The 19,920-nt window shown below is 74.1% G+C and carries 19 protein-coding genes; 4 read left to right on the top strand and 15 right to left on the bottom strand.

Annotated features, from left to right (window positions below):
• Positions 1 to 98: 98 nt before the first annotated feature.
• Both NOD94_RS22250 and NOD94_RS22245 read right to left on the bottom strand, forming a co-directional pair.
• Positions 99 to 467: a hypothetical protein gene (locus tag NOD94_RS22250; RefSeq protein WP_281207798.1), complete on the bottom strand. Its 369-nt coding sequence runs from the start codon at positions 465 to 467 to the stop codon at positions 99 to 101.
• A 262-nt stretch (positions 468 to 729) separates the two neighbouring features.
• Positions 730 to 1,836, bottom strand: a complete 1,107-nt coding sequence (locus NOD94_RS22245; protein WP_281207797.1) for a mechanosensitive ion channel domain-containing protein — start codon at positions 1,834 to 1,836, stop codon at positions 730 to 732.
• Positions 1,837 to 2,317: 481 nt separating this feature from the next.
• Between NOD94_RS22245 and NOD94_RS22240 the strand changes: the two genes are divergently transcribed.
• The gene (locus tag NOD94_RS22240; RefSeq protein WP_281207796.1) at positions 2,318 to 2,773 is read left to right on the top strand and encodes an SRPBCC family protein; all 456 of its coding nucleotides are present in this window, start codon (positions 2,318 to 2,320) and stop codon (positions 2,771 to 2,773) included.
• Positions 2,773 to 3,594, top strand: a complete 822-nt coding sequence (locus tag NOD94_RS22235) for a DUF1206 domain-containing protein (protein ID WP_281207795.1) — start codon at positions 2,773 to 2,775, stop codon at positions 3,592 to 3,594. Before NOD94_RS22240 ends, NOD94_RS22235 begins: the two co-directional genes overlap by 1 nt.
• A gap of 173 nt (positions 3,595 to 3,767) precedes the next feature.
• Here NOD94_RS22235 and NOD94_RS22230 read toward each other — a convergent pair whose 3' ends face one another.
• The 13 genes from NOD94_RS22230 to NOD94_RS22170 form a co-directional block, all read right to left on the bottom strand.
• A complete protein-coding gene (locus tag NOD94_RS22230) occupies positions 3,768 to 4,217 on the bottom strand; it encodes a MoaF N-terminal domain-containing protein (RefSeq protein ID WP_281207794.1) in 450 nt (149 codons plus the stop codon).
• Positions 4,218 to 4,303: 86 nt separating this feature from the next.
• Entirely contained in the window at positions 4,304 to 5,170 is an 867-nt protein-coding gene (locus NOD94_RS22225) for a tyrosinase family protein (protein WP_281207793.1), read from the bottom strand.
• Positions 5,171 to 5,189: 19 nt separating this feature from the next.
• Positions 5,190 to 5,627, bottom strand: a complete 438-nt coding sequence (locus tag NOD94_RS22220) for a tyrosinase family oxidase copper chaperone (protein WP_281207792.1) — start codon at positions 5,625 to 5,627, stop codon at positions 5,190 to 5,192.
• Positions 5,624 to 7,156 carry an FAD/NAD(P)-binding protein gene (locus NOD94_RS22215; RefSeq protein ID WP_281207791.1) on the bottom strand — a complete coding sequence of 511 codons (1,533 nt, stop codon included), beginning with the start codon at positions 7,154 to 7,156 and terminating at the stop codon, positions 5,624 to 5,626. The genes NOD94_RS22220 and NOD94_RS22215 overlap by 4 nt, the downstream gene beginning before the upstream one ends.
• Positions 7,157 to 7,213: 57 nt before the next feature.
• The gene (locus NOD94_RS22210) at positions 7,214 to 8,230 is read right to left on the bottom strand and encodes an ABC transporter permease (protein WP_281207790.1); all 1,017 of its coding nucleotides are present in this window, start codon (positions 8,228 to 8,230) and stop codon (positions 7,214 to 7,216) included.
• A 54-nt stretch (positions 8,231 to 8,284) separates the two neighbouring features.
• Positions 8,285 to 9,085, bottom strand: a complete 801-nt coding sequence (locus tag NOD94_RS22205) for a class II aldolase/adducin family protein (protein ID WP_281207789.1) — start codon at positions 9,083 to 9,085, stop codon at positions 8,285 to 8,287.
• Positions 9,086 to 9,431: 346 nt separating this feature from the next.
• On the bottom strand, positions 9,432 to 9,962 hold the full coding sequence (gene cpt / locus NOD94_RS22200; RefSeq protein WP_281207801.1) for a chloramphenicol phosphotransferase CPT: 531 nt from the start codon (positions 9,960 to 9,962) through the stop codon (positions 9,432 to 9,434).
• Positions 9,963 to 10,024: 62 nt separating this feature from the next.
• Complete coding sequence (locus NOD94_RS22195; RefSeq protein WP_281207788.1) at positions 10,025 to 11,215, bottom strand: acyl-CoA dehydrogenase family protein; 1,191 nt, start codon at positions 11,213 to 11,215, stop codon at positions 10,025 to 10,027.
• A 177-nt stretch (positions 11,216 to 11,392) separates the two neighbouring features.
• Positions 11,393 to 12,202, bottom strand: a complete 810-nt coding sequence (locus NOD94_RS22190; protein ID WP_281207787.1) for an ATP-grasp domain-containing protein — start codon at positions 12,200 to 12,202, stop codon at positions 11,393 to 11,395.
• A 325-nt stretch (positions 12,203 to 12,527) separates the two neighbouring features.
• Complete coding sequence (locus NOD94_RS22185) at positions 12,528 to 12,926, bottom strand: LLM class flavin-dependent oxidoreductase (protein WP_281207786.1); 399 nt, start codon at positions 12,924 to 12,926, stop codon at positions 12,528 to 12,530.
• A gap of 116 nt (positions 12,927 to 13,042) precedes the next feature.
• Positions 13,043 to 13,585, bottom strand: a complete 543-nt coding sequence (locus tag NOD94_RS22180) for a hypothetical protein (protein ID WP_281207785.1) — start codon at positions 13,583 to 13,585, stop codon at positions 13,043 to 13,045.
• A gap of 74 nt (positions 13,586 to 13,659) precedes the next feature.
• Positions 13,660 to 14,496, bottom strand: coding sequence for a class II fructose-bisphosphate aldolase (locus NOD94_RS22175; protein ID WP_281207784.1), 837 nt, complete (start codon positions 14,494 to 14,496; stop codon positions 13,660 to 13,662).
• On the bottom strand, positions 14,493 to 15,395 hold the full coding sequence (locus NOD94_RS22170; protein WP_281207783.1) for an SIS domain-containing protein: 903 nt from the start codon (positions 15,393 to 15,395) through the stop codon (positions 14,493 to 14,495). Before NOD94_RS22170 ends, NOD94_RS22175 begins: the two co-directional genes overlap by 4 nt.
• Positions 15,396 to 15,538: 143 nt before the next feature.
• Between NOD94_RS22170 and NOD94_RS22165 the strand changes: the two genes are divergently transcribed.
• Both NOD94_RS22165 and NOD94_RS22160 read left to right on the top strand, forming a co-directional pair.
• Positions 15,539 to 16,318, top strand: coding sequence for a DeoR/GlpR family DNA-binding transcription regulator (locus tag NOD94_RS22165; protein WP_281207782.1), 780 nt, complete (start codon positions 15,539 to 15,541; stop codon positions 16,316 to 16,318).
• Between the two features lie 138 nt (positions 16,319 to 16,456).
• The gene (locus NOD94_RS22160; protein ID WP_281207781.1) at positions 16,457 to 19,852 is read left to right on the top strand and encodes a hypothetical protein; all 3,396 of its coding nucleotides are present in this window, start codon (positions 16,457 to 16,459) and stop codon (positions 19,850 to 19,852) included.
• The last annotated feature ends 68 nt before the right edge of the window (positions 19,853 to 19,920 follow it).

The raw sequence follows: 19,920 nt of genomic DNA, 5'->3' as shown, positions 1-19,920 counted from the left end.
GTCGGGCCGGCCGCCGTGACCGGCACGGCTCTGTGCCCGTGACCGTCGGCGCGCCGCGGGACAGGCCGCCACGGGCCCGTCCCCCACGGCCCGGCCGGTCAGGAGCGGACGCGCAGTCCGATCTCCTGTTCCTGGTCGCCCGAGACGGCGCCCGTGTCCTCGACCGTGAAGTGACCGGCGAGTGCCGCCTTCACCCGCTCGACCGCGCGGGGTCCTCCTTGGAGGGTGACGCTGACGGTGTCCGTGAGCCGAACGGGGTTTGCCTGTCCCGCCGTCGGCTTCGCCGCGTCGAGGGTCGCGCTCCACACGGTCGCGCTGCGACCGGATCCGGCGGACCGGCCGGCGCCGGACTCCGCGGAGAAGGAGTGTTCGAGCAGGTCGAGGACGGTGTGCGCGTCCTCCGGAGAACAGTCGCCGACCGTCACTCCCACTTCGGCCACGGGGTTGTCCTTGTCCTGGCTGGTCATCGGGTGCCACCTCTCGTGTCGCGTCGCGTCGTGCTGTGCTGTGCTGTGCTGTGTCGTGCCGTGTCATGTCGTTCTCGGGCGGAACCTCGCCGGGCTCGGAACCTGTTCGTCCCGAACGTGCGGCAGTGGCAGGGGTCCGGTCGGGCCGTGCCGCCCGCCGGACCCCTGCCACACGCGCGGGGGTTCGCCCCCGCTCCTGGACCGGGCACCTCCACGCTCACACAGAGGGCCCCTCCGTGCACCACGTGGTGGACGGAGCCGGTCAAGCCGGCCCGCCCTTCGTACCGCGCGGGGCCGCCCCGCCGAACGGCCCGTCGAGTGACGGGCCCGCGGCCTCGGGTGCCGCGGCGAGGACCAGCCGGGGCAGGGCGTCCGGGTGCTTCTCCGTGAGCCAGGCGATCAGCTGTTCCCGTACCGCGCAGCGGACGGTCCACAGGTCGTCGGCGTCCTTGGCCGTGACGATCGCGCGCACCACCATGGTGGAGGGGGTCGTCTCGGTGACGGCGACGTCCCAGCCCCGGCCGTCCCACTCCGGGCAGTGGTGCAGGATCTCGTGCACCTTGTCGCGCATGAGGTCCACCGGTGCGGAGTGGTCGCAGTGGAAGAAGACGGTGCCGGTCATCTGGACGCCGCCCCGGGACCAGTTCTCGAAGGGCCGGGTGGTGAAGTACGAGACGGGCATCGTGATCCGGCGTTCGTCCCAGGTCCGTACGGCGAGGAACGTGAGGGTGACGTCCTCGACCACTCCCCACTCACCGGCCACCACGACCGTGTCCCCGATGCGGACCATGTCTCCGAACGCGATCTGGAATCCGGCGAAGAGGTTGCCGAGGGTGGACTGGGCGGCGACGCCGGCCACGATTCCGATGATTCCGGCGGAGGCGAGCATCGAGGTGCCGAGCGCGCGGAAGCTCGGGAAGGTGAGGAGCATCGCGGCGATGGCGACGACGGCCACGACGACCGTCACGACCCGCATGATCAGCGTCACCTGGGTGCGGACACGGCGCACCCGGGCCGGGTCGCGGGTGCTGGTCGCGTAGCGGGCGTACGCCGACTCGACGACGGCGGAGGTCACGGCCACGATCAGCCAGGCCCCCGCGCCTATCAGGGTGAGCGAGAGGATCCGGCCCACGGTGGCGGCGTTGTCCTGCAGCGGTGGCCAGGCGATCTGCCGGTACGCGCCCCGCAGCAGGGCGGCGAGCAGCACGATCTGCAGGGCACGGCGGCAGCGGCGCAGCAGGTTCCACAGGGGCGTTTCGGGGTGGCGCGCGTCGGCCCGGCGCAGGAGCAGGTCGACGGCCCAGCCGGCCACGAAGGTCAGCAGGAGCGAGCCCCCCAGGACGGTCAGCAAGCGAAGAGCGCTGTTCATATCTCCTCAGCGGATGTAGGCGGCATGGACTTCACGCGCTTGCCCCGCCGGGTGGAGCCGACACCGGGGGTCCGGCCCCGGGGTGGGCGCGACAGCGGCGCGGAGGCCGGGGCGGGGGCTGCGGCGGGGGCTTGGGTCGGCCACCGTCAGGAGATTTTTCGCGGGCTCCTGTTTCGGCCTCCGGATCCGGGCCATACGGGTGAGTGTCGGCGAGTCACCGTTCGAGCGGGGCGGTGAGTCGCCGAGATCGGCGGTCGCACGCCGGTGTCCCGTCCCCCCGGGCACCGCGTGCGGCCGCCGTCCTGCTTTACCGGTGCTCGTACGACCGCCGGTACGCCTGACCTGGCCCGGCGCCCGACAACCCGCGCATGCGGCGCATGCGGCCGGGTAGCCGAGTAGTCGGGCCCTGAAAGGCCCTCGGATCGGCGCTCCGCACCGCACCGCCGGGGTGCGGGCAGCCGACGACACGGAAGGGGTGCGCATGTCGCACGTCGAGGAGTACGTGGAGGTCAACGTCCCCGTACGCACGGCCTACAACCAGTGGACGCGGTTCGACGCGTTCCCGGCCTTCATGGAAGGCGTCGAACGGGTCGACCAGCACACCGACACCCTCACCCACTGGGTGACGAACGTGAACGGGGTGCACCGGGAGTTCGACGCGCAGATCACCGACCGGCACCCGGACCGGCGCGTCGCGTGGATGACGGTGGACGGTGAACCGCGTCAGGCCGGCATGGTCACCTTCCAACCGATCGACGCGAGCACCACCAAGGTTGTCCTGCACATGACTTGGATACCGGACGGGGTGGCCGAGACCGTCGCCGACAAGCTCGGCATCGTCAAGCGCCAGGTCGCCGGCGATCTGAAGCGGTTCAAGGTGTTCATCGAGTCGCGCGGAACCGAAACCGGCGCCGGCCGGGGCGAGGTCCGGCCGTGATGAACAACGTGATCGCGAACAAGGGCGTGCGGACCGCTTCTCGTGGCGGCGACGGCCGGGAGGTCACCGCCCGCAGCGGACTCGTGGCACGCGGGGTGCTCTACGCGCTGATCGGGCTGCTGGCCCTGCGCGTGGCCTTCGGTGGCGGGGGCCAGGAAGCCGACCGGCAGGGCGCCCTCCAGGAACTCGCGGGCAAGCCCTTCGGCGTCGTCCTCATCTGGGCCGTCGGCATCGGGCTCGTCGGAATGATGCTGTGGCGCCTGTCGGAGGCGGTCTTCGGCGCGGCCGGACCCGACGGCGGCAAGCCGACGAAGCGGCTGGCCTCGGCCGGCCGGACGGTCTTCTACGCGGCGGTCGCGTTCTCCGTCCTGTCGTTCGCGGCGGGCGGTGGCGGGAGTTCCGGGGACCAGCAGTCCCGCGATGTGACGGCGAAGGCGCTGGACCTGCCCGCCGGTCAGTGGCTCGTGGGTGCGGCCGGCCTCGGGATCGCCGTCGCGGGTGTGGTCATCGCCGTGCAGGCGATCAGGCGCAGCTTCCTCAAGCACCTCTCCATGAACGGTGTGTCGCAGGGGTTGCGCAAGGCCGTCACCTTCATCGGGGTGGCCGGTGGGGCGGCCCGGGGCGCCGTGTTCACCGCGGTCGGGGGCTTCATCGTGTACGCGGCGGTGCGCTACGACCCGGCGCAGGCCAAGGGCACGGACGACACGCTGAGGGCGTTCACCCAGACCGCTGCGGGGCCGTGGCTGCTGGTCGTGGTCGCCGTCGGGCTGATGCTCTTCGGAGTGTTCTCCTGGGCGATGGCCCGGTGGCGCGAGGTCTGATCCCGAGCGGGCGGCACGGGCCGCGGCCGGGAGCTCCCCCGGCCGACGGCGGCCGCGAAGCGCCGCGCCGCGCCCGACGGGACGCTCCCCGCGGCGCGGGATCCGTCCCGGGCGGGGGGGGGGGGGGGGCGCCCCGGGGGGGGGGGGCCCCCCCCCCCCCCTCACCGTGCCGGTCAAGAAGAGGCGCGCTGGAGCGTCGCCGTGTGCAGTTCGCCGACGCGGCCGCCGTCGGGGGTCCCGTACGTCCAGTAGACGCTGACGGTGCCGCGGCCGAGGTCCATGACGTGGCTGACGGTCATGCCGGAGGCTTCGACCCAGTTGACGAAGTACAGGCCCTCGCCGACGGCCCGGACGGAGAGCCGCTCCTGCCCGCTGTGCCCGGCCATCGGGCCGGCCAGTGCGGTCCAGTCGAGGGTGGAGCCGTCGGCGGAGTACGTGTTGCGCAGGACGGCGCCGTTGTCGAGCGTCAGGACGTACGTGTGGCCCGCGAACGCCGGGACCTCGGCGCGGACACCCGCGCCGGAGGCGGCGGGCGCCGGAGCGGTGGCGGCCTGTGCGGCCGGGGTCCCGGCCAGGGCGATCAGGGCGGCGGCGAGGGCCGGGACGGTGTGACGGATGCGCATGACGGTTCCTCCGTGTGTGCGGCCGTTGGTGGGGCCGTTGTGGTTTCCGGTGGGGTGCGCGGCCGGGGTTCGGACCCGGTCGCGCGTCATTCGGCGTACTGGTAGAAGCGGGTGTGGTCGAGGAGCGCGGAGGGCCGCACCTGCCAGGGCGACATCGGCTCGTCGAGGCTGATGACCCGGCCGTGCTGGGGGTCGCCGGCGGGTACGGGCCGGCTCGGCTCGTAGCCCGCGCCCGGGTGGCGGCGCTGCCAGCGCGCCCAGATCAGGTCGATGAAGGTGTGGTGGAGCCAGAAGACCGGGTCGTTGGGCGAGGTTCCGCCCGTCATCTGGCCGCCGACCCACAGGTGGACGCGGTTGTGGTTGTGCCAGCCCTCCGCCTCCCCGACCGTCCAGCCCTCGACCTTGTTGCGGAAGCCCGCGGTGGTGGAGGTGGAGTCCCAGGGGGAGGTGTCGTACACCGGGTCGTCGACGGCCAGGGCCAGTTCGGCGGGGGTGGGGAGCGCGACCGGGTCGGCCGGCCGGCCGAAGTCGCGCATCAGGTACTTCTCCTCCGTGACCCCCACGTTCACGGACCAGCGGCCCGCGTCGTGGGCGAAGGGCCCGGTCATGACCCGGCGGTCGCCCGCGCGGCCGTTGCCGCCGAGGAAGTCGTCGGCCCACAGTCCCGAGGTCGTCGACCGGTCGACCGTCCAGTCCCAGTAGGGCAGCGTCACCTTCGGGTCGACCTGTTGGAGGGCCCGTTCGAACTCCAACAGGTACTGGCGGTGCCACGGGAAGAACGACGGGGACATGTGTCCCACCCGCTGTCCGCCCTCGCCGTCGGACACGAAGTACTGGCCGTGCAGCCGCACGAACTCGTCGTAGACCCCCCGCCGTTTGATCTCCAGGACCGCGTTGACGAAGGCCGCGCGCTCGTCCGCGGTGAGGTCCTTCTGGTTCTTGCGCGTGTACACGTGTGCTCGTTCCTCGACTTCATGCCGTGTGCTGGTGGAGTCGCGCCGTCGACAGTTGCGCGGTGCCGATCTCGTCGACCGCCGCCCGGGCCACCTCCAGGGGGGTCGCGAAGGACTGGTAGTGGTTGACCAGGCTGAGGTAGGTGCCGTCGGCCCGCCGCATCACGTGCAGGGGGCGGCCGTCGATGCTGACCTCGATGCCGGGTCCGGTCGCCGGGGCGCCGCTGCGGGAGGAGGCGTACCGAACGGGCGTCGGCCCGCCCTGGATGCGACGGCCGCGGTACACCTCGTCGAAGGTTTTGGCGGGCGGCACCGGATCGGCTCCGCCGTCGGGGCGGGTTCCGCTGCCGGGGGCCGGGTCGGCCAGGACGATGGGCGCGACGGCCGCGCTGGTTCCGAGGACGACGGCCGTGGTCATGGCGGCCCTCACCACGTCCCTGCGGGTAATCGTGTTCACGCGGCCTCCTCCCCCGTCCTCGTCGCGGTGATGTCCTCGACGACCGCCCGGACGATGTCGTCCGCCCGTTCGAGTACCGAGGGCATGCCGGAGGTGAAGAACAGCGTCCCGGCGCCCATGTCGCCGATCGCGTGCATCCGCCGGTGGGCCCGGCCCGCGCCCACCGCGCGGCTGGTCGACGGCTCGATGTGCAGGCCGCCGTGCGGGTGGTACTCGCCGATGCCGTCCTCGACGAGCGAGTCGACGAACGGTCGGGCCTGGGCCGGCACCCGGTGGGAGGGGGCGCTGACGGCGTTGATGACGACGTCGGTGCGGTAGTCGTCGCCCTCGGCCCCGACGTGGAACCCGGAGTCGGACAGCGCCTTGACGTTCCACAGGCCGCGCAGGACCCGCAGCCGGCCGGCCTCGCGCAGTTCCAGCAGCTTGCGCGCGTTGGCGGGCGGCATCGGGCAGCACAGGCTCATCACGGCCCGGTAGTGGGTCTCCCGGATGAACTCCTGGTCCTCGGGGCGCAGCAGGGTCCACGCGTCGGGGCCGCTCTCCGGGACGACGTGCTGCATGACCCGCATGCCGGTATCGGCCGCGTCGATGCAGTCGTACTGGCGGCTCAGCCGGTCCAGCGGTGCCTCCACGCCGAGGGAGAACAGTTCGGCGAGGACGACGGACGGGTCGGACCCGTGTTCCGCCAATTCCCTTACCAGGAGGTCCAGTACGTCGCCCAGGCCGATCCGCCCGTCGTCGCCGCGGGCCGCGGCGGCGTGCAGGGCAGCGGGGGTGAAGTGCGCGATCTCCGGGTGGACGGGCCGCTGGCGGACGGCCGGCAGGGCGCCGTTGCGGGACGCCATGGTGACGCGGCCGCGGTGCCCGTGGGCCTGGAGGGTGACGACGGCGTCCACCGCGGCCAGTCCGGTGCCCAGGACGGTGACGTCGGCGCCGCGCGGAATGCCGGCGACCGTCGTGTTCAGCGGGTACGGGTCGCCGAAGTAGCCGGGGCTGCCCGCCAGTTCGTAGTGGTCGGCGGGGCGGCCGGCGCCGACGGCGCAGATCACGTAGTCGAAGGTGTGCGTACGGCCGTCACCGCTGGTCAGGACCACCTCGTCGGCCGCCTCCCGGGCGGCGACGACGGTGTCGCGGACGATCCGGACGGGCCGGCCGCCCAGGGAGAGTTCACCGATGGCGTTCTCGGCGGTGCGCTCCAGGTAGTCGCCGAAGACGTGACGCGGCGGGAAGTAGCCCTCGGCCGCGTAGTCGCCCTCCCCGTGGGGGAGCCCGGACGCGTCGAGCCAGCGCCGGAAGTCGTCGGGGGCCCCGGTGCGGGCGCTCATCTCGGCCGGGATGATGTTGGCGAGGACCGAGTCGGCGTCGTGCTGGTAGGCGCGGCCGCGCCACAGGTTCCGCGAGGGTTCGAAGACGGTGATCGGTCCGAGGCCGCGGCCCGGGGTGCGGGAGAGCCGGTCGAGCAGGCACACGGCGGCGGCCCCTCCGCCGACCAGGCCGATGCGCGTCGGCGGGCGGTCACTTGTGTTCATGGTGATGTCGACCTTCATGAGGTGGTGTGGAGGCGGGCGCCCCGGGGCGCCGGGAGTTCAGTGCGCCGAGGCGGTCGCGGGACGCGGTTCGCCGGCGGGGGCGGAGTCGCGGGCGGCGCCCTGCGGCGGGCCGGCGGGCTTGCGCCGGGAGCTCGCCCAGAGGAGGGCCAGGCCGATCAGCGCCCAGGCGACGAGGACGAGCACGGGTCCGCCCGCGCCCGCTCCGTCGAAGGGGCCGACGGTGCGCAGGAGTCCGGCCGCGGCGCCGGCGGGAAGGAACTGGCCGAGGGTGCCGAGCGGCTGGGGCAGCATCTCCGGGGCCGAGGCCAGGCCGGAGAGCGGGTTGCCGATGACGAACATCAGGACCGCGCCGACGGCGATGCCGGGCGGGCCGATCAGTGAACCGAGACCGGTGATGACGCCGACCATGGCGAGTTCCAGCAGGGCGATGATGCCGGCGTTGACGAGGTAGTCGCCGGGCAGGACCCCGCTCAGGTGGGTGAGCATGAGGGAGCTGAGCAGGCCGGAGACGACGGCGAACCCGACGGTGCCCATGAGCTTGGCGGCGGCGGAGCGCACCTTGAGGACGAAGAGCAGACCGGCGATGACGGCGGTGATGAGCAGCGGCAGGAAGCCCATGGACAGGCCCGCGCCGTGCGGGTCGTCGGGGTCGGCGGGCACCACGTCGGTGACGCGGACCGGGCCGGCGGCGAGTGCCTGCGCCCGGCCGGTCAGGGTCTGCGCGACGGTGGGCGAGGCGGCGGAGGCGAGGTGGAGTTCCAGGCCGCCGCCCGCGGTGGGCAGCAGGGCGCCGTACGCATCGCGTTCGCGCAGGGCGGCGTCCGCGTCCTCGGCGGTGGCGACGTCCTTGACCTCGTACGCACCCGGGGCGCTCGCCAGCAGCCGCTCGGTGAGCTGGTCGGAGCCCGGGGCCGAGACCACGAGGACGGGCAGGTCGCGCGGCGCGGCGTGGGAGGCCGACCACGAGAACCAGCCGCCGATGACGAACTGCACGATCGCGACGATGATGAGGATGGTGCGCGCTTCCGCGCGCGGTGAGGCGGTTGAGCTCATGATTGCTTCCTGGGATCTGGTGCGGCCGGCGGGTCTGCGCGTCGCTGCCCGGTGCTATTCGTCGAGCAGGTCGGGCTGTTCGGCCGTGATCTCGTCCCACATGATCTGGAAGCTGTAGCGGCCCAGCTGCTGGTCACCGAAGCCGTCGCGGGCCAGCAGGGCCTGCTGGTGGGACATCGGGACGGGGCGGCCCGCGGCGAGGGCGAGCAACTGGACCTGGGCGCAGCTCTCGTAGGTGAAGAACCAGTGGACGGCTTCCTCCAGGGAGCCGCCGACGGTGATCAGTCCGTGGTGGCGCAGCAGCATGGCGCGCTTGGCGCCGAGGCGGTCCGCGATGTCCTCGCCGTGCTCGATCTTGATGGCCGGGCCTTCGTAGTCCCCGTAGAGCACCTGGTCCTGGTAGAAGGCGGCGGATTCCTGGTCGTAGGGCTCCAGGAGCCGCTCCAGGGCGCCGAGGGCGCGGGCGTGGACGGTGTGGCCGTGCGCGATGGCGTTGGCCTCGGGGCGCTCGTGGATCTTGGAGTGGATGGTGAAGGCGCTCGGATTGACCTTGCCGGTGCCGTCGACGACGCGGCCCGCGGCGTCGACGCGGATCAGGTCGGCGACGCGGACGCGGTTGAAGGAGACGCCGAACGGGTTGACCCAGAAGGTGTCGAGGTCCTCCGGGTCGCGTACGGAGATGTGGCCGGATATGCCTTCCGCGTAGCCCGCCTTGCCGAACAGTCGCATGGCGGCGGCGAGTCGCTGCTTGCGGTGGCGGCGCTCGTCCGCGACGGACGCGAAGACCGGGTCGGCCGGGATCGGCAGGCCGGTGTGGGTGTCGGCGATGAAGGCGGCCGCGGTGGTGGTGGACACGTTCATGTCTCCTGGAAGGGTCGGTGGGGCCCCGTCCCCCACCCGCGCGAGGGCATGGCAAAGCCGCGGCGGGTGCGGGGGTCGACAGCGAAACCCCTGGTCAGGGGGTCGGCGGGGCTACTGCGGGTGGCGGGGGCATTCGCTCCCGCACATCTGAATCCTGACCCACGGGGACGCGCCTTTTCGGCCTCGACGGCCGCTGCGCGGCTTCATAACCGTGCGATTCACCTTTGCGCAGCGCACCCGATCACCAACATATGCACATAAAACGCCGCGACCCGGCGAAGCGGACCGCATGATTCACGCCGCCGGGGGCACCCGGGCCCGATGGCCGGGCCGTCGTCGATCACCCGACGTGTGCGGCGATGGTCCGTGCGCACTCCAACGCCTCGGCGTGCGTGGTGTCCACCTCCAGGTCGTAGGTCACGCCCCGGTGGACCAGCTCCGCCTGGGACGCGGCCATCCCGACGACCCGGTCGCCCCGTGCGACCTCACGGCCCGCGGCGACCGCGCCGTCGCACCGGACGCCGACCCACAACACCCGTACGTCGCGCAAGGCCTGTTGCCACCGCCGCTGCGAATCCGCTCCGCCGAGGAAGACCTCGTCGACGATGACCCGGGCCCCCGCCCGGGCCATCGCGGCGACCCCCGCGATCCATGCCGCCTCCAGCGTCCGGAATCCGGGCCCGACGATCACCGCTCCGTCCGGAGCGAACTCGATGCCGGCGTCCGACGCCCGCATGGACGCCGGCATCGCGTCGACCAGCGTGTCGGTGCCCAGGGCGAGCCACGGATCCGGCAGGACGTCCTGCAGGCACCGGACGATCCCGGACTTGCCCGAGCTGGAACCACCGTTGAGAACGATCACCTCAGTCATCACCGCGCCACAGTAGGGCGCCCCGGAAAGCGCCGAAACGGACTTCCGCCGTGGCGGCCGGGTCAGCGGCGGACGCGGGGCATGCCCAGGCCGATCCAGGAGATGATCTCGCGCTGGATCTCGTTGTTGCCGCCACCGAAGGTGAAGATCACGGCGCTGCGGTAGCCGCGTTCGAGTTCACCGTGCAGGACCGCTCCGGCGGAGCCGTCCTTGAGGGAGCCGGCCGCGCCGACCACCTCCATCAGCCAGGCGTAGGCGTCCCTGCGCGCCTCGGAGCCGTAGACCTTGACGGCGGAGGCGTCCTGCGGGGTGAGCGTGCCGGACTGCACGGCGTTCACCATCTGCCAGTTGAGCAGCTTCATCGCGTCGAGGCGGGTGTGGGTGCGGGCCAACCGGCCCCGCACCCAGGGCAGGTCGATGACCCGACGGCCGTCGGCGAGCTTCGTCCCGGCGGCCCAACGCTGCACGTCGTGCAGGGCGCGGATGGCCATGGTGCCGTGGGCCGCGAGGGTGACCCGTTCGTGGTTGAGCTGGTTGGTGATCAGGCGCCAGCCCTTGTTCTCCTGGCCGACGCGGCGGCTCGCGGGGACCCGGATGTCCTCGTAGTAGCTGGCGGTGGTGTCGTGCGAGGCGAGGGTGTTGATGAGGGTGCAGGAGTACCCGGGGTCGGCGGTCGGCACGAGGAGCATGGTGATGCCCTTGTGCGCGGGGGCGTCCGGGTCGGTGCGGACGGCGAGCCAGACCCAGTCCGCGGTGTCGCCGTTGGTGGTCCAGATCTTCTGCCCGTTGACGACGTAGGTGCCGCTCTCCTCGTCCCCCTCGCGAACGGCCTTGCACTTGAGCGCGGCGAGGTCGGTTCCGGCGTCGGGCTCGCTGTACCCGATGGCGAAGTCGATCTCCCCGGCCAGGATCCGGGGCAGGAAGTACGCCTTCTGCTCCTCGGTGCCGAACTGCATGATGGTGGGGCCGACGGTGTTGAGGGCCATCAACGGCAGCGGGACGACCGCCTGCGCGGCCTCGTCGAAGAAGATGAACTGGTCCATGGGCGACATGCCGCGCCCGCCGTACTCCTCGGGCCAGCCGACGCCGAGCCAGCCGTCCGTTCCGAGCCGGCGGATGGTCTCGCGGTAGAAGCGCTTCTGGGCGGCCGGGTCCTCGTAGCGGGCGTAGACGTCCTGCGGCACGAGCTCGGCGAAGTAGGCACGCAGTTCGGTGCGCAACTGCTGCTGCTCAGGCGTGTATTCGAGGTGCACGGCCCCTCCGGGAGTCTCGCGGTCCAGCCGGTCTCTGTGGTGGCGGCGGTCAGACTAGAACCCGTTACAAGAATTCGGAAGGCCCCGGAGGCCGGCCGGCCCGCGCACGGGGCCGGTGCTCCGCTCCGCCGTGAACGGGCCCGTGTTCCGGGCGCCGCGCCGACACCCGTCCGGCGGTCACGGCTTCGCGGGGCCGCCGGTGGGTACCGGCCGGGCGAAGGGCGCGTCCGCGGCCGCCGCCTCGGCGGCGGGTCCCGCCGCGCGGCACACCACGTCCAGCACCCGCTCCGGGTCACAGGCGTAACCACCACTGGCCCAGGCCGGATTCGCCTCCACGGCAGCCCAGCCACCGTCCTGGAGCAGGCCCACGTCGACCACCGCGGCCGAGGGCAGCCGGCAGGCCGGATCCGTGAGCAGTTCACCGGCGAAGGCCCGCGCCTCGGCGGCGTACGGGTCCTCGTCGAGCGGAAGCGGATCGAGGGCGGGGCCGAGGGCGTAGCGGCTCCCGGTGTGCACGGCGCCGTCCAGGACGAACAGCCGGTACTCCCGGGCGAAGCCCGCGATGTCGCTGACCAGCACGGGGAGGTCGTCGTCGAAGGCGTCGGGGCCGGGCAGCCGCGAGCCGTCGGGGTAGATCCGCGCCGGGAAGAACTTGTCGGTCGGCGGCTTGACGAAGGCCGGCCTGCGCAACCGGCGGGCCTCCGCGAGCGTGACGGACTCGACCTGCCGCCCCGACAGCGCCCGCGGCAGCCGGGCCAACCAGTCGGCCGGGGGCTCCAGCGCGAGGATCCCGAGCTCCCCGGCCACGGAATCGGCGAGCAGCGGCCCGCCGTACAGGTGCGCCCGTACGCCGTCGGGCGTCCCGGCCGGCGCCTTCCAGTCCGGGGCGGTCAGGGCGCGGATCCCCCGGCGGGCGGCGGCCGCGCCGAGGCGGGGCGCGGTGTCGTTGGGGCGCGGGGCGAGAAGCAGCAGGCGGTCGGTGTTCATGGCCCCATCCTCGCCCCCGCCCGCGCGTCCTCCGGCGGAGGTGCCCGGTCCGGCGGGGCTGCGGGCGACGTTGCCGAAACCGACGGCCAGGGGTTCGGTGAGCGCGGCGAGGGTCAGGTCCAGGGAGAGTGGGACCGGCAGCAGGGCCTGCGCCTGGACGACGACGCGCTCGCCGAACCCGCCCGGGAAGGCATTGCTGTAGCCGACGGTACGAACGTCCCCGCCGGGGTCGAGTGCCCAGGGCAGGGCGACGACCCCGGTGCCCGGTTCGGGTCCGCTCGCGCCCGGGCCGTAGGCCAGTACCCGGCCGGAGAACTCGTGGCCATCACCAGGGGACGGGCCGGGTCGAACAGGAAGCCGGTGGTTCCGCCGTCCCGGGAGGCGCGCAGGAGCTCGGCGGTGTGCTCGACGGCGCTGAGGTCGGAGCCGCAGATCCCGCAGGCGTGGGTCTCGACCAGGGCCTGCCCCGGTCCGGGCGTCCTCGGCGGTGCCGATGACGGCCCGCCCGAAGGTCGGAAGGCCTTCCCCGGTCCAGCGCGTGCGAGGCGATGATCTCGTAGCCGGCGGAGTGGTGTTCACCGACCCACACCTCCTCGTACCCGAGCCGGTCGAGCGCTTCCACCAGGTCGAGGTCGCGGCGGAGCTGGAGGGCGGGGTCGCGGTCGGGGCGGTGGTAGGGGGCGAGGAACACCCCGAACCGGGAGGGGAGGTACGGCTGCGGCATGGGCGGTGCCCTTCGGTCGGCGAAGTACCGGCCGTCCGACGAAACACCCCGCCCGGCGCCTTCAATGCCCGGGGGGACGTCCTCCCGCTCAGTGGGATGTCCGGGGGCGCCGCCGCTCAGGTGTGGAGGAGCAGGACGTCGAACCAGACGAGGTCGAGGGCCGCGTCGAGGCGGTGGGTGCCCGACGGCACGACCGACGGACCGGGCCGGTTCGCCGCCGCGTCGAACCCCGGACCGGTCCGCCACCGCGCCCCGGCCGGCACGTGGACCCGCAGCGGGCCGGGTGGGTCGGGGAGATCGACGGGAGCGAAGACGTGGCCGGAGCGTTCGAGGATCCCCGCGGCGGCTCCGGGTCGCATCCGGGCGATGCCGACGAGCCGGATGCGGGAATCGGGGCCGGGGAGGAAGCGGTCGGAGGAGGAGGCGTCGATGTCGTAGCCGAGCCAGTGGGGGTCGGAGAGCCTTCCGAGGGCGTGCTCGAAGCGGCTGTTCAGGGGGGCGGGGTCGGTACGGACTCGCCACCGGTCGGGCGCCGGATCCGGTTCCGCTCCGGGCCACGGGGCGGCCGCGCCGGCGGCGGCGAGCAGCAGCGCGGCCCCGCCGGCGAAGGCGAGGAACCGGCGGCGGTCGGTACGTCCGGGGGCGCGCCGTTCGTCCATGGTCCCGCCCCCGCTCCCCCACCGCCGGCCGTCGCGGCCACCGGGTCCGTCGCGCCGTGGCCGGTCGCGTCCCGTCAGTTCAGGGCGCTGATCATAGCCTCGGCCGTCTCCGCCATCGCCGTCCGGGCGGCCGTGAGGTAGGGCCGGGGGTCCGCGGGGGTCAGGTGGGTGCGGATGGCTTCGGTCATGGCCACGTTCAGGGCGGTGCCGATGTTGACCTTGCGGATGCCGCCGGCCACCGCCGCGGCGAGTTCGGCGTCCGGCAGGCCGGAGGAGCCGTGCAGGACCAGGGGTACGTCGACCGTCTTGGCGAGCCGGGCGAGCAGCGCGTGGTCCAGCGCGGCGGTGCGGCGGGTCATGGCGTGGCTGCTGCCGACGGCGACGGCCAGGGCGTCCACCCCGGAGTCGGCGACGAATCTGCGGGCCTCGTCGGGGTCGGTGCGGGCGCCGGGTGCGTGCGGGTCCAGCGGGGCGGCGCCGTTCTTCCCGCCGACCTCGCCGAGTTCGGCCTCGATCCACAGCCCGTTGTCGTGGGCCCAGTCGGCGGCCGAGCGGGTGGCCTCCAGGTTCTCGGCGTACGGCAGGTGCGCGGCGTCGTACATCACCGACCCGAATCCGGCGTCCACGGCCCGGCGCAGCAGGTCGGGGCTCTTGACGTGGTCGAGGTGCAGGGCGACGGGGACCCGGGCGGCCTCGGCGCAGGCCGCCGCGGCGCGGGCGATGGGCAGCAGGGCTCCGCCGCGGAACTTCACCGCGTTCTCGCTGAGTTGGAGGATGACGGGGAGTCCGGCCCGTTCGGCTCCCTCGACCACGGCCTCGGCGTGCTCCAGGGTGATGATGTTGAAGGCGGCCACGGCGCGGCCGGCGGCGGCCGCGTCCGCGACGAGGGTCCCGGTGGTGGCGAGGGTCATCGGAGGGCTCCCTCGGTGTTCGTGAGGACGACCGAGCGGGTCAGGTTGCGGGGCGCGTCGGGGTCCAGGTCCCGGTGCTCGGCGACGGCGACGGCGAGCCTGTGCACGCGGACCAGTTCGGCCAGCGGGTCGAGCGTGCCGGCCACCCAGGCGGCGCCGGTGCCGAGTACCTGTTCGGCGATGCCGTCGGGGGTCCCGCCCAGTGACCAGGTGAGGGAGCCGGGTCCGGTGACGCTGACGGGGCCGTGCCGGTACTCCATGGCCGGGTAGGACTCGGCCCACGACAGGGAGGCCTCGCGCATCTTGAGGGCGGCCTCGTGGGCCAGGCCGACGCTCCAGCCGCGGCCGAGGAAGGTGAACTGGCCCCTGGTTTCGGCGCCGGCGGGCAGCGGGGTGCCGAGCGCGGTGCGGGCGTCGGCGACGGCGGCCGGGGTGTGCGCGCCGACGTGGGCCCGGAGCAGGGTGAGGGCGGTGGTGGCGAAACGGGTCTGGACGACGGAGCGTTCGTCGGCGAAGTCGAGGACGACCAGTTCGTCGGCGAGGGCGATCACCGGGGTGTCGGGATCCCCGATCACGGCCGTGGTCGCCACCCCCGCTTCCTTCAGTCCGGCGAGGAGGTCCAGCACCTCGGTGGTGGTCCCGGAGCGGGTCAGGGCCACCACCCGGTCGTAGCGCCGGTGGCGGGGGAACTCGGAGGCGGGGAAGGCGTCGGTCTCGCCCTGTCCGGCTTCCTCGCGCAGCGCGGCGGCCGCCTGGGCCATGTAGTACGAGGTGCCGCACCCGACGATGGCGGTACGTTCTCCGGGCTTCGGCAGTACGGCCCGCCGGGACGGGGCCAGTGCGGCGGCCCGCTCCCAGCATTCGGGTTGCGTGGCCAACTCGTACGCGACGTGACTCATGCGGGCTCCCTGCGCGTTGGGTGCGTGTTCCTGCAAGGTAGCGGGCTCTTTCGCGCAACTTCAAGCATCTTCGGGGTGGCGGCCTGGGTTAATCTCGACGACTGGGCCGAAGCGGCGGCCAGGGGAGAACTCGGGAGGGCGCCATGACCCGCAAGGAACGCTGGCAAAGACTGCTGGACCTGCTGGTGGAGCGGGGCGGGCTGGAGGTGGAGCCGGCCGCCGAGGCGCTCGGCGTGTCCGCCGCGACGATCCGGCGCGACCTGGACCAGCTCGCCGAGCAGCAGTTGCTGGTCCGCACGCGCGGCGGGGCGGTGCCGCACGGGGTGTCGTACGAACTCCCCCTGCGCTACCGGACCTCCCGCCGGGCCCCCGAGAAGCAGCGGATCAGCGAGGCGGTCGCCGCCCTGGTCGCACCGGGCGAGGTCGTCGGCCTGACCGGCGGCACCACGACGACGGAGGTGGCCCGCGCGCTGGCGGCCCGCCCCGACCTGGCCACGGGCTCCCCCGCGCTCACCGTGGTCACCAACGCCCTGAACATCGCGGGCGAGCTGGTCATCCGACCCCAGTTCAAGATCGTGCTGACGGGCGGGGTGGCCCGCCCCCAGTCGTACGAACTCACGGGCCCGCTCGCCCAGCAGACGCTCGGTCAGCTCACCGTCGACACGGCGGTGCTCGGGGTCGACGCCTTCGACCCGACGGACGGGGCGGCCACCCGGCACGAGGACGAGGCGGCGGTGAACCACCTGCTCTGCGAGCGGGCCCGCCGCGTGATCGTCGCGGCGGACTCCTCGAAGCTCGGGGTCCGCGCGTTCGCCCGCATCTGCCCGACCGCCGCCGTGGACGTCCTGGTGACGGACACCGGGCTCCCGGCCGGGGTCGCCGCGGAGTTCGAAGCGGCGGGGGTCCAGGTGGTCCGCGTCTGACCTCGGGGACCCGAGGCCGACCGGCACGCCCCACCCGGACGCCCCGCGCTCCGGCGGCGGTGCCGGGCACCCGGCACCCGGCACCCGGCACCCCCATAATCGATCGCGCATACGGATCGCCCCGGGCACAATCTCCGGATGCCCACCACCGCGGAGCAGCTGCTCTCCGTACTCGAACCGCTGCCCTTCCCCGCGCGCCTCACCCTCACCGCGCAGACCGCCCACCGGCTCGCCACCGCGGGAGAACTCGGCCCTCTGCTCGCCGAGTTGGACGCGCTCGGGCCGTACGAGCGGCGGCTCGCCGCACTCGCGGCCTTCGCCGGGCGGGACACCGACTTCCTCGCCGCGCGCCTGGCCGACCCCGACCGGTGCGTCGCCTCGTACGCCCTGCGCGCGGCCCGGCGCCTGCCCGTCCCGGACGGAGCGATCGAGGCCGCGTACGAGGACGCCCCGACCGCCGTGCGGCAGCGGCTGGCCCGGCTGCTGCTCCGCGGCGGCCGGACCGCGCTCACCGAGCGACTGGTCGAGAGGCTCCGCGGCGAATGGGGGGACGCCGAGGCGGCACGGCTGCTGCCGGCCTGCTCGGCGCCCTTCGTGGCCCGGCACCTGCCCTCCCTCGCGCACGCAGTGGACGGCTGGCCGGGCTTCGCCCGCCGTCATCCCGACGCGGTGCTGGACCACTTCGGGACCGCCCTGGCGGAGCGGTCTCCCGGCCACGAGCGGGACACGTGGTGGCGGGTGCACGCCACGGCGGTCTCGGCCCTGGCGCCCCAGCGCCCCACCAGGGTGCTGGACCTGCTGGAGCGGTACGGGCCCGCCGCCCTGCCGCACCCGCTGTACGACGGGTTGGGCGCCCTGATCGACGTCGACGCCGACCGCGTCGTCCGCTGGATCACCTCCCCCGACCGCCGGGCGGAGCGCTACGAACGGGTGCCGCCGCCGCGGGTGACGCACCGGCTGGTCCGGGCCGCTCCCGTTTCCCTGCCCGCGCTGGGCCGCCACTGGGGACACCGCGACCGGCACTACACGGCGCTCCTGAAGGCCCTGCCCCCCGGCTCTCGGCAGGCCTTCCACGCGGAGGTCACCGCCGGCGCGCCGGGTACGTGGCCGCACGTGGACGTGCTCGCCCTGCTGCCCCGAGAACAGCGGTGGGCCGCCGTACGGCTGGCCGAAGCCGAGTTCGACCCTGCCGAGGAGTGCTGGTGGGAGGACCTGGACGTGCTCGGGCACGGCCCGTTCACCCGGTCGCGGACCGCCCTGCTCGCCGCCGTCGTGCGTTCCGACGCCGACGACCGGGAGACCGCCTGGCCGCTGCTGGTCGCGGGAGCCACCCGCGACGGCGGCCGCGCGGCGGTCGCCGAGATGCTGGAGGCGACGCGGCGCCTGCGCAACGACCGGGACCCCGTGCGGCTCGCCGCGCTCCGGGCTCTGGCCGCGGAGGCGCCCCGCGTGCTCCACGCCGATGACGTGGCGGCGCTGGAGCGGATCGCCACCGACGCCCTGGAGGCTCCGGACGGCTCGGATCGGAGCCGGACGGCCCTGCGCACGCTCGCCGAGCGCGTGCTCGTCGAGCACGCGCTCGGCCCCGACACGGCGCTGTCGTCCTGGGCTCTGGACACCCTGGGCCGGATCACGGGCCTGGAGGGCGTCCCCTCCTTCGGCCCCTTGTACCGGGTCCTGCGCCGCGGCCAGGAACACCAGGTGTTCGACGCCCTGCGCCCCTGGCTCGAAGGCGCTGCCGCGCGGGCCGACTTCCGCCTGCTGCTGGGCCTGGCCCGCGCCCTCGGGCCCCGGGCCCGACGGATGCCCGACCTTCAGGACATGCTGGTCACCGCGCTGGAGCGGGGGGATGACGCCACCTTCCGGGCAGCGGTGGAACTGCGGCTGGACGAGCCCGGGACCCGCGGACCACGGGTGGCCGCCATCATCGCCCTGGAACCCTCGGCGGTCGTCCTGCCTCCCGTACTGGACGTCGTGTCCCGGTCGCGCACGGACCTGCTGGACGCGCTGCTCGACGACGCGCCGCCCCAGGGCCGGTTCCTGCTGCCCGGTTCCCCGCCCCCGCTCCCGGACCTCGACCACAGCGGCCGGTGGCTGCCCCGCCAGCAGGCGGCGGCCGTACGGATCGCCGCCGCGGCGGCCGCGGACGTCTCCCTCCCCCTCGCCGCCCGTGCCGCGGCGATCCGGGCCGCCGCCCCGGTCCCGGGGCTGGGGTACGCGTCCGTGATGGCCCACACGGAAGCCCCGGACGTGGTCCTCGCCGAGGCCGCGCTCGGCGCCCTGCCCCGGACCGACCGACCACGGGAGGCCGTGGCGGTCCTGCTGGAGCGGGCCGGCACCGACCGGGCCAGGGTCGCCGTGTACGCGGCGGCGCGCGCCGCCGACCACACCGCCCCCTCCGAACTGGCCCTGCTGTTGGGACCGTTGCTGACCGGCGAGCAGCCCGCGAAGGTGACCTCCAGGAAGGAGGCGGTCCGTCTCGCGGCCCTGCACCTGCCCCCGCGGCGCGCCGCGGCCCTGCTGGCGCACGCGTTCCGGGCTCCCGACCGTCACCCGGACGTCCGCTCCGCCGTCGTGCGGGCCCTGCCCGTGCTGCTCGGTGTCCCGGAGGCGTGGCAGCTGCTCGACGAGGCCGCCCGCGAGGGCGATCCCGCCGTGGTCGCCGCCCTGGTGGCGGTCGGCCCCCGACAGCTGCCGCGGGAGCACCGCGCCCGCTGGGCCGGGCTCGTCGACTCGCTGTACGACGCCGTGCTGAGCCACACCGCGAGCGGCTTCTGGGGCCATTCTTCGATCCGGAGCCTGGGTGACTGGGCCGCGCACGCCCCCGGACTGGCCGAACGCCTCTCCCGTACGGTCTGCGACCTCGACCGGCGGGCGCACTGGGCGGGCGTGGCCTCGGTGCTGCGCGACCTGGCCTCCTCGACGTTGCCGCACCCGCTGGGCGGCGGGGCCCCGGGCAGCGTGCTGCACGGCGCGGTCGCCGAGTTGCTGGTCTCGCTGGACGGCCCCGTCGGCGGCCTCGACGCCACCGGCGACCGCGACCTGCCGGCTCTGCAGCGACTGCGCTCGCTGGTGTACACGTCCGCCGTGCACGAAAGCGGGCCCGAGCTGCCGGAGGCGCTCGCCGGGCAGTTGGCGGGGCATCCGCTGCTCGCCCCGGAACGCGCGGACCTGCTGCGATCCCTGGTGGACCTCCATGCCGAACCCTATGACCTCGCGCGCCGCCTGGAGGACCTGGCGGGGGCCCTGGAGGACGCCGGCGTGGTCGTCGCGGGGCAGGTGGCGGGGCGGCTGCGGCCCCACTGGGGACACCGCGTGCTGCCGGCGCGTGCCGCGTCCCTGCTGACGGTCGCCGACCGGCTGGCCCGGGACGGCCGGGTCGGCGCGGGCCTGCTGGCCGCCGCCCTCGTGGCCGGGATGGGCACCGTGTTGAGCTGGCCCGAGGAGTGGCGGGTACTGCTGCGCGCGCTGCGCCGGCACCCGCGCCCCGACGTACGGCGCGAGGCGTTCCACACCCTGACGGAGTCCGAGTGACGGCCGTGGCGTGACGGGGTCGCCGGCGCCGGGGCCCGGATCCGCTCGGGGCGGGCCGTGCGACCGGT

Source organism: Streptomyces sp. Isolate_45, from assembly GCF_024721315.2.
Taxonomy (GTDB): Bacteria; Actinomycetota; Actinomycetes; order Streptomycetales; family Streptomycetaceae; genus Streptomyces.
Note: the sequence above shows the minus strand (reverse complement) of the source record. Positions and strands in the feature narration are given on the sequence as shown.

What these genes read in the sequence shown, in the direction of transcription:
- NOD94_RS22210 (WP_281207790.1), bottom strand. Translation starts at nt 8,230, where the DNA reads ATGAGCTCAACCGCCTCACCGCGCGCGGAAGCGCGCACCATCCTCATC.
- NOD94_RS22170 (WP_281207783.1), bottom strand. Translation starts at nt 15,395, where the DNA reads ATGAGTCACGTCGCGTACGAGTTGGCCACGCAACCCGAATGCTGGGAG.
- NOD94_RS22250 (WP_281207798.1), bottom strand. Translation starts at nt 467, where the DNA reads ATGACCAGCCAGGACAAGGACAACCCCGTGGCCGAAGTGGGAGTGACG.
- cpt (WP_281207801.1), bottom strand. Translation starts at nt 9,962, where the DNA reads ATGACTGAGGTGATCGTTCTCAACGGTGGTTCCAGCTCGGGCAAGTCC.
- NOD94_RS22235 (WP_281207795.1), top strand. Translation starts at nt 2,773, where the DNA reads ATGAACAACGTGATCGCGAACAAGGGCGTGCGGACCGCTTCTCGTGGC.
- NOD94_RS22245 (WP_281207797.1), bottom strand. Translation starts at nt 1,836, where the DNA reads ATGAACAGCGCTCTTCGCTTGCTGACCGTCCTGGGGGGCTCGCTCCTG.
- NOD94_RS22230 (WP_281207794.1), bottom strand. Translation starts at nt 4,217, where the DNA reads ATGCGCATCCGTCACACCGTCCCGGCCCTCGCCGCCGCCCTGATCGCC.
- NOD94_RS22180 (WP_281207785.1), bottom strand. Translation starts at nt 13,585, where the DNA reads ATGGACGAACGGCGCGCCCCCGGACGTACCGACCGCCGCCGGTTCCTC.
- NOD94_RS22165 (WP_281207782.1), top strand. Translation starts at nt 15,539, where the DNA reads ATGACCCGCAAGGAACGCTGGCAAAGACTGCTGGACCTGCTGGTGGAG.
- NOD94_RS22215 (WP_281207791.1), bottom strand. Translation starts at nt 7,156, where the DNA reads ATGAACACAAGTGACCGCCCGCCGACGCGCATCGGCCTGGTCGGCGGA.
- NOD94_RS22175 (WP_281207784.1), bottom strand. Translation starts at nt 14,496, where the DNA reads ATGACCCTCGCCACCACCGGGACCCTCGTCGCGGACGCGGCCGCCGCC.
- NOD94_RS22240 (WP_281207796.1), top strand. Translation starts at nt 2,318, where the DNA reads ATGTCGCACGTCGAGGAGTACGTGGAGGTCAACGTCCCCGTACGCACG.
- NOD94_RS22160 (WP_281207781.1), top strand. Translation starts at nt 16,457, where the DNA reads ATGCCCACCACCGCGGAGCAGCTGCTCTCCGTACTCGAACCGCTGCCC.
- NOD94_RS22190 (WP_281207787.1), bottom strand. Translation starts at nt 12,202, where the DNA reads ATGAACACCGACCGCCTGCTGCTTCTCGCCCCGCGCCCCAACGACACC.
- NOD94_RS22185 (WP_281207786.1), bottom strand. Translation starts at nt 12,926, where the DNA reads ATGCCGCAGCCGTACCTCCCCTCCCGGTTCGGGGTGTTCCTCGCCCCC.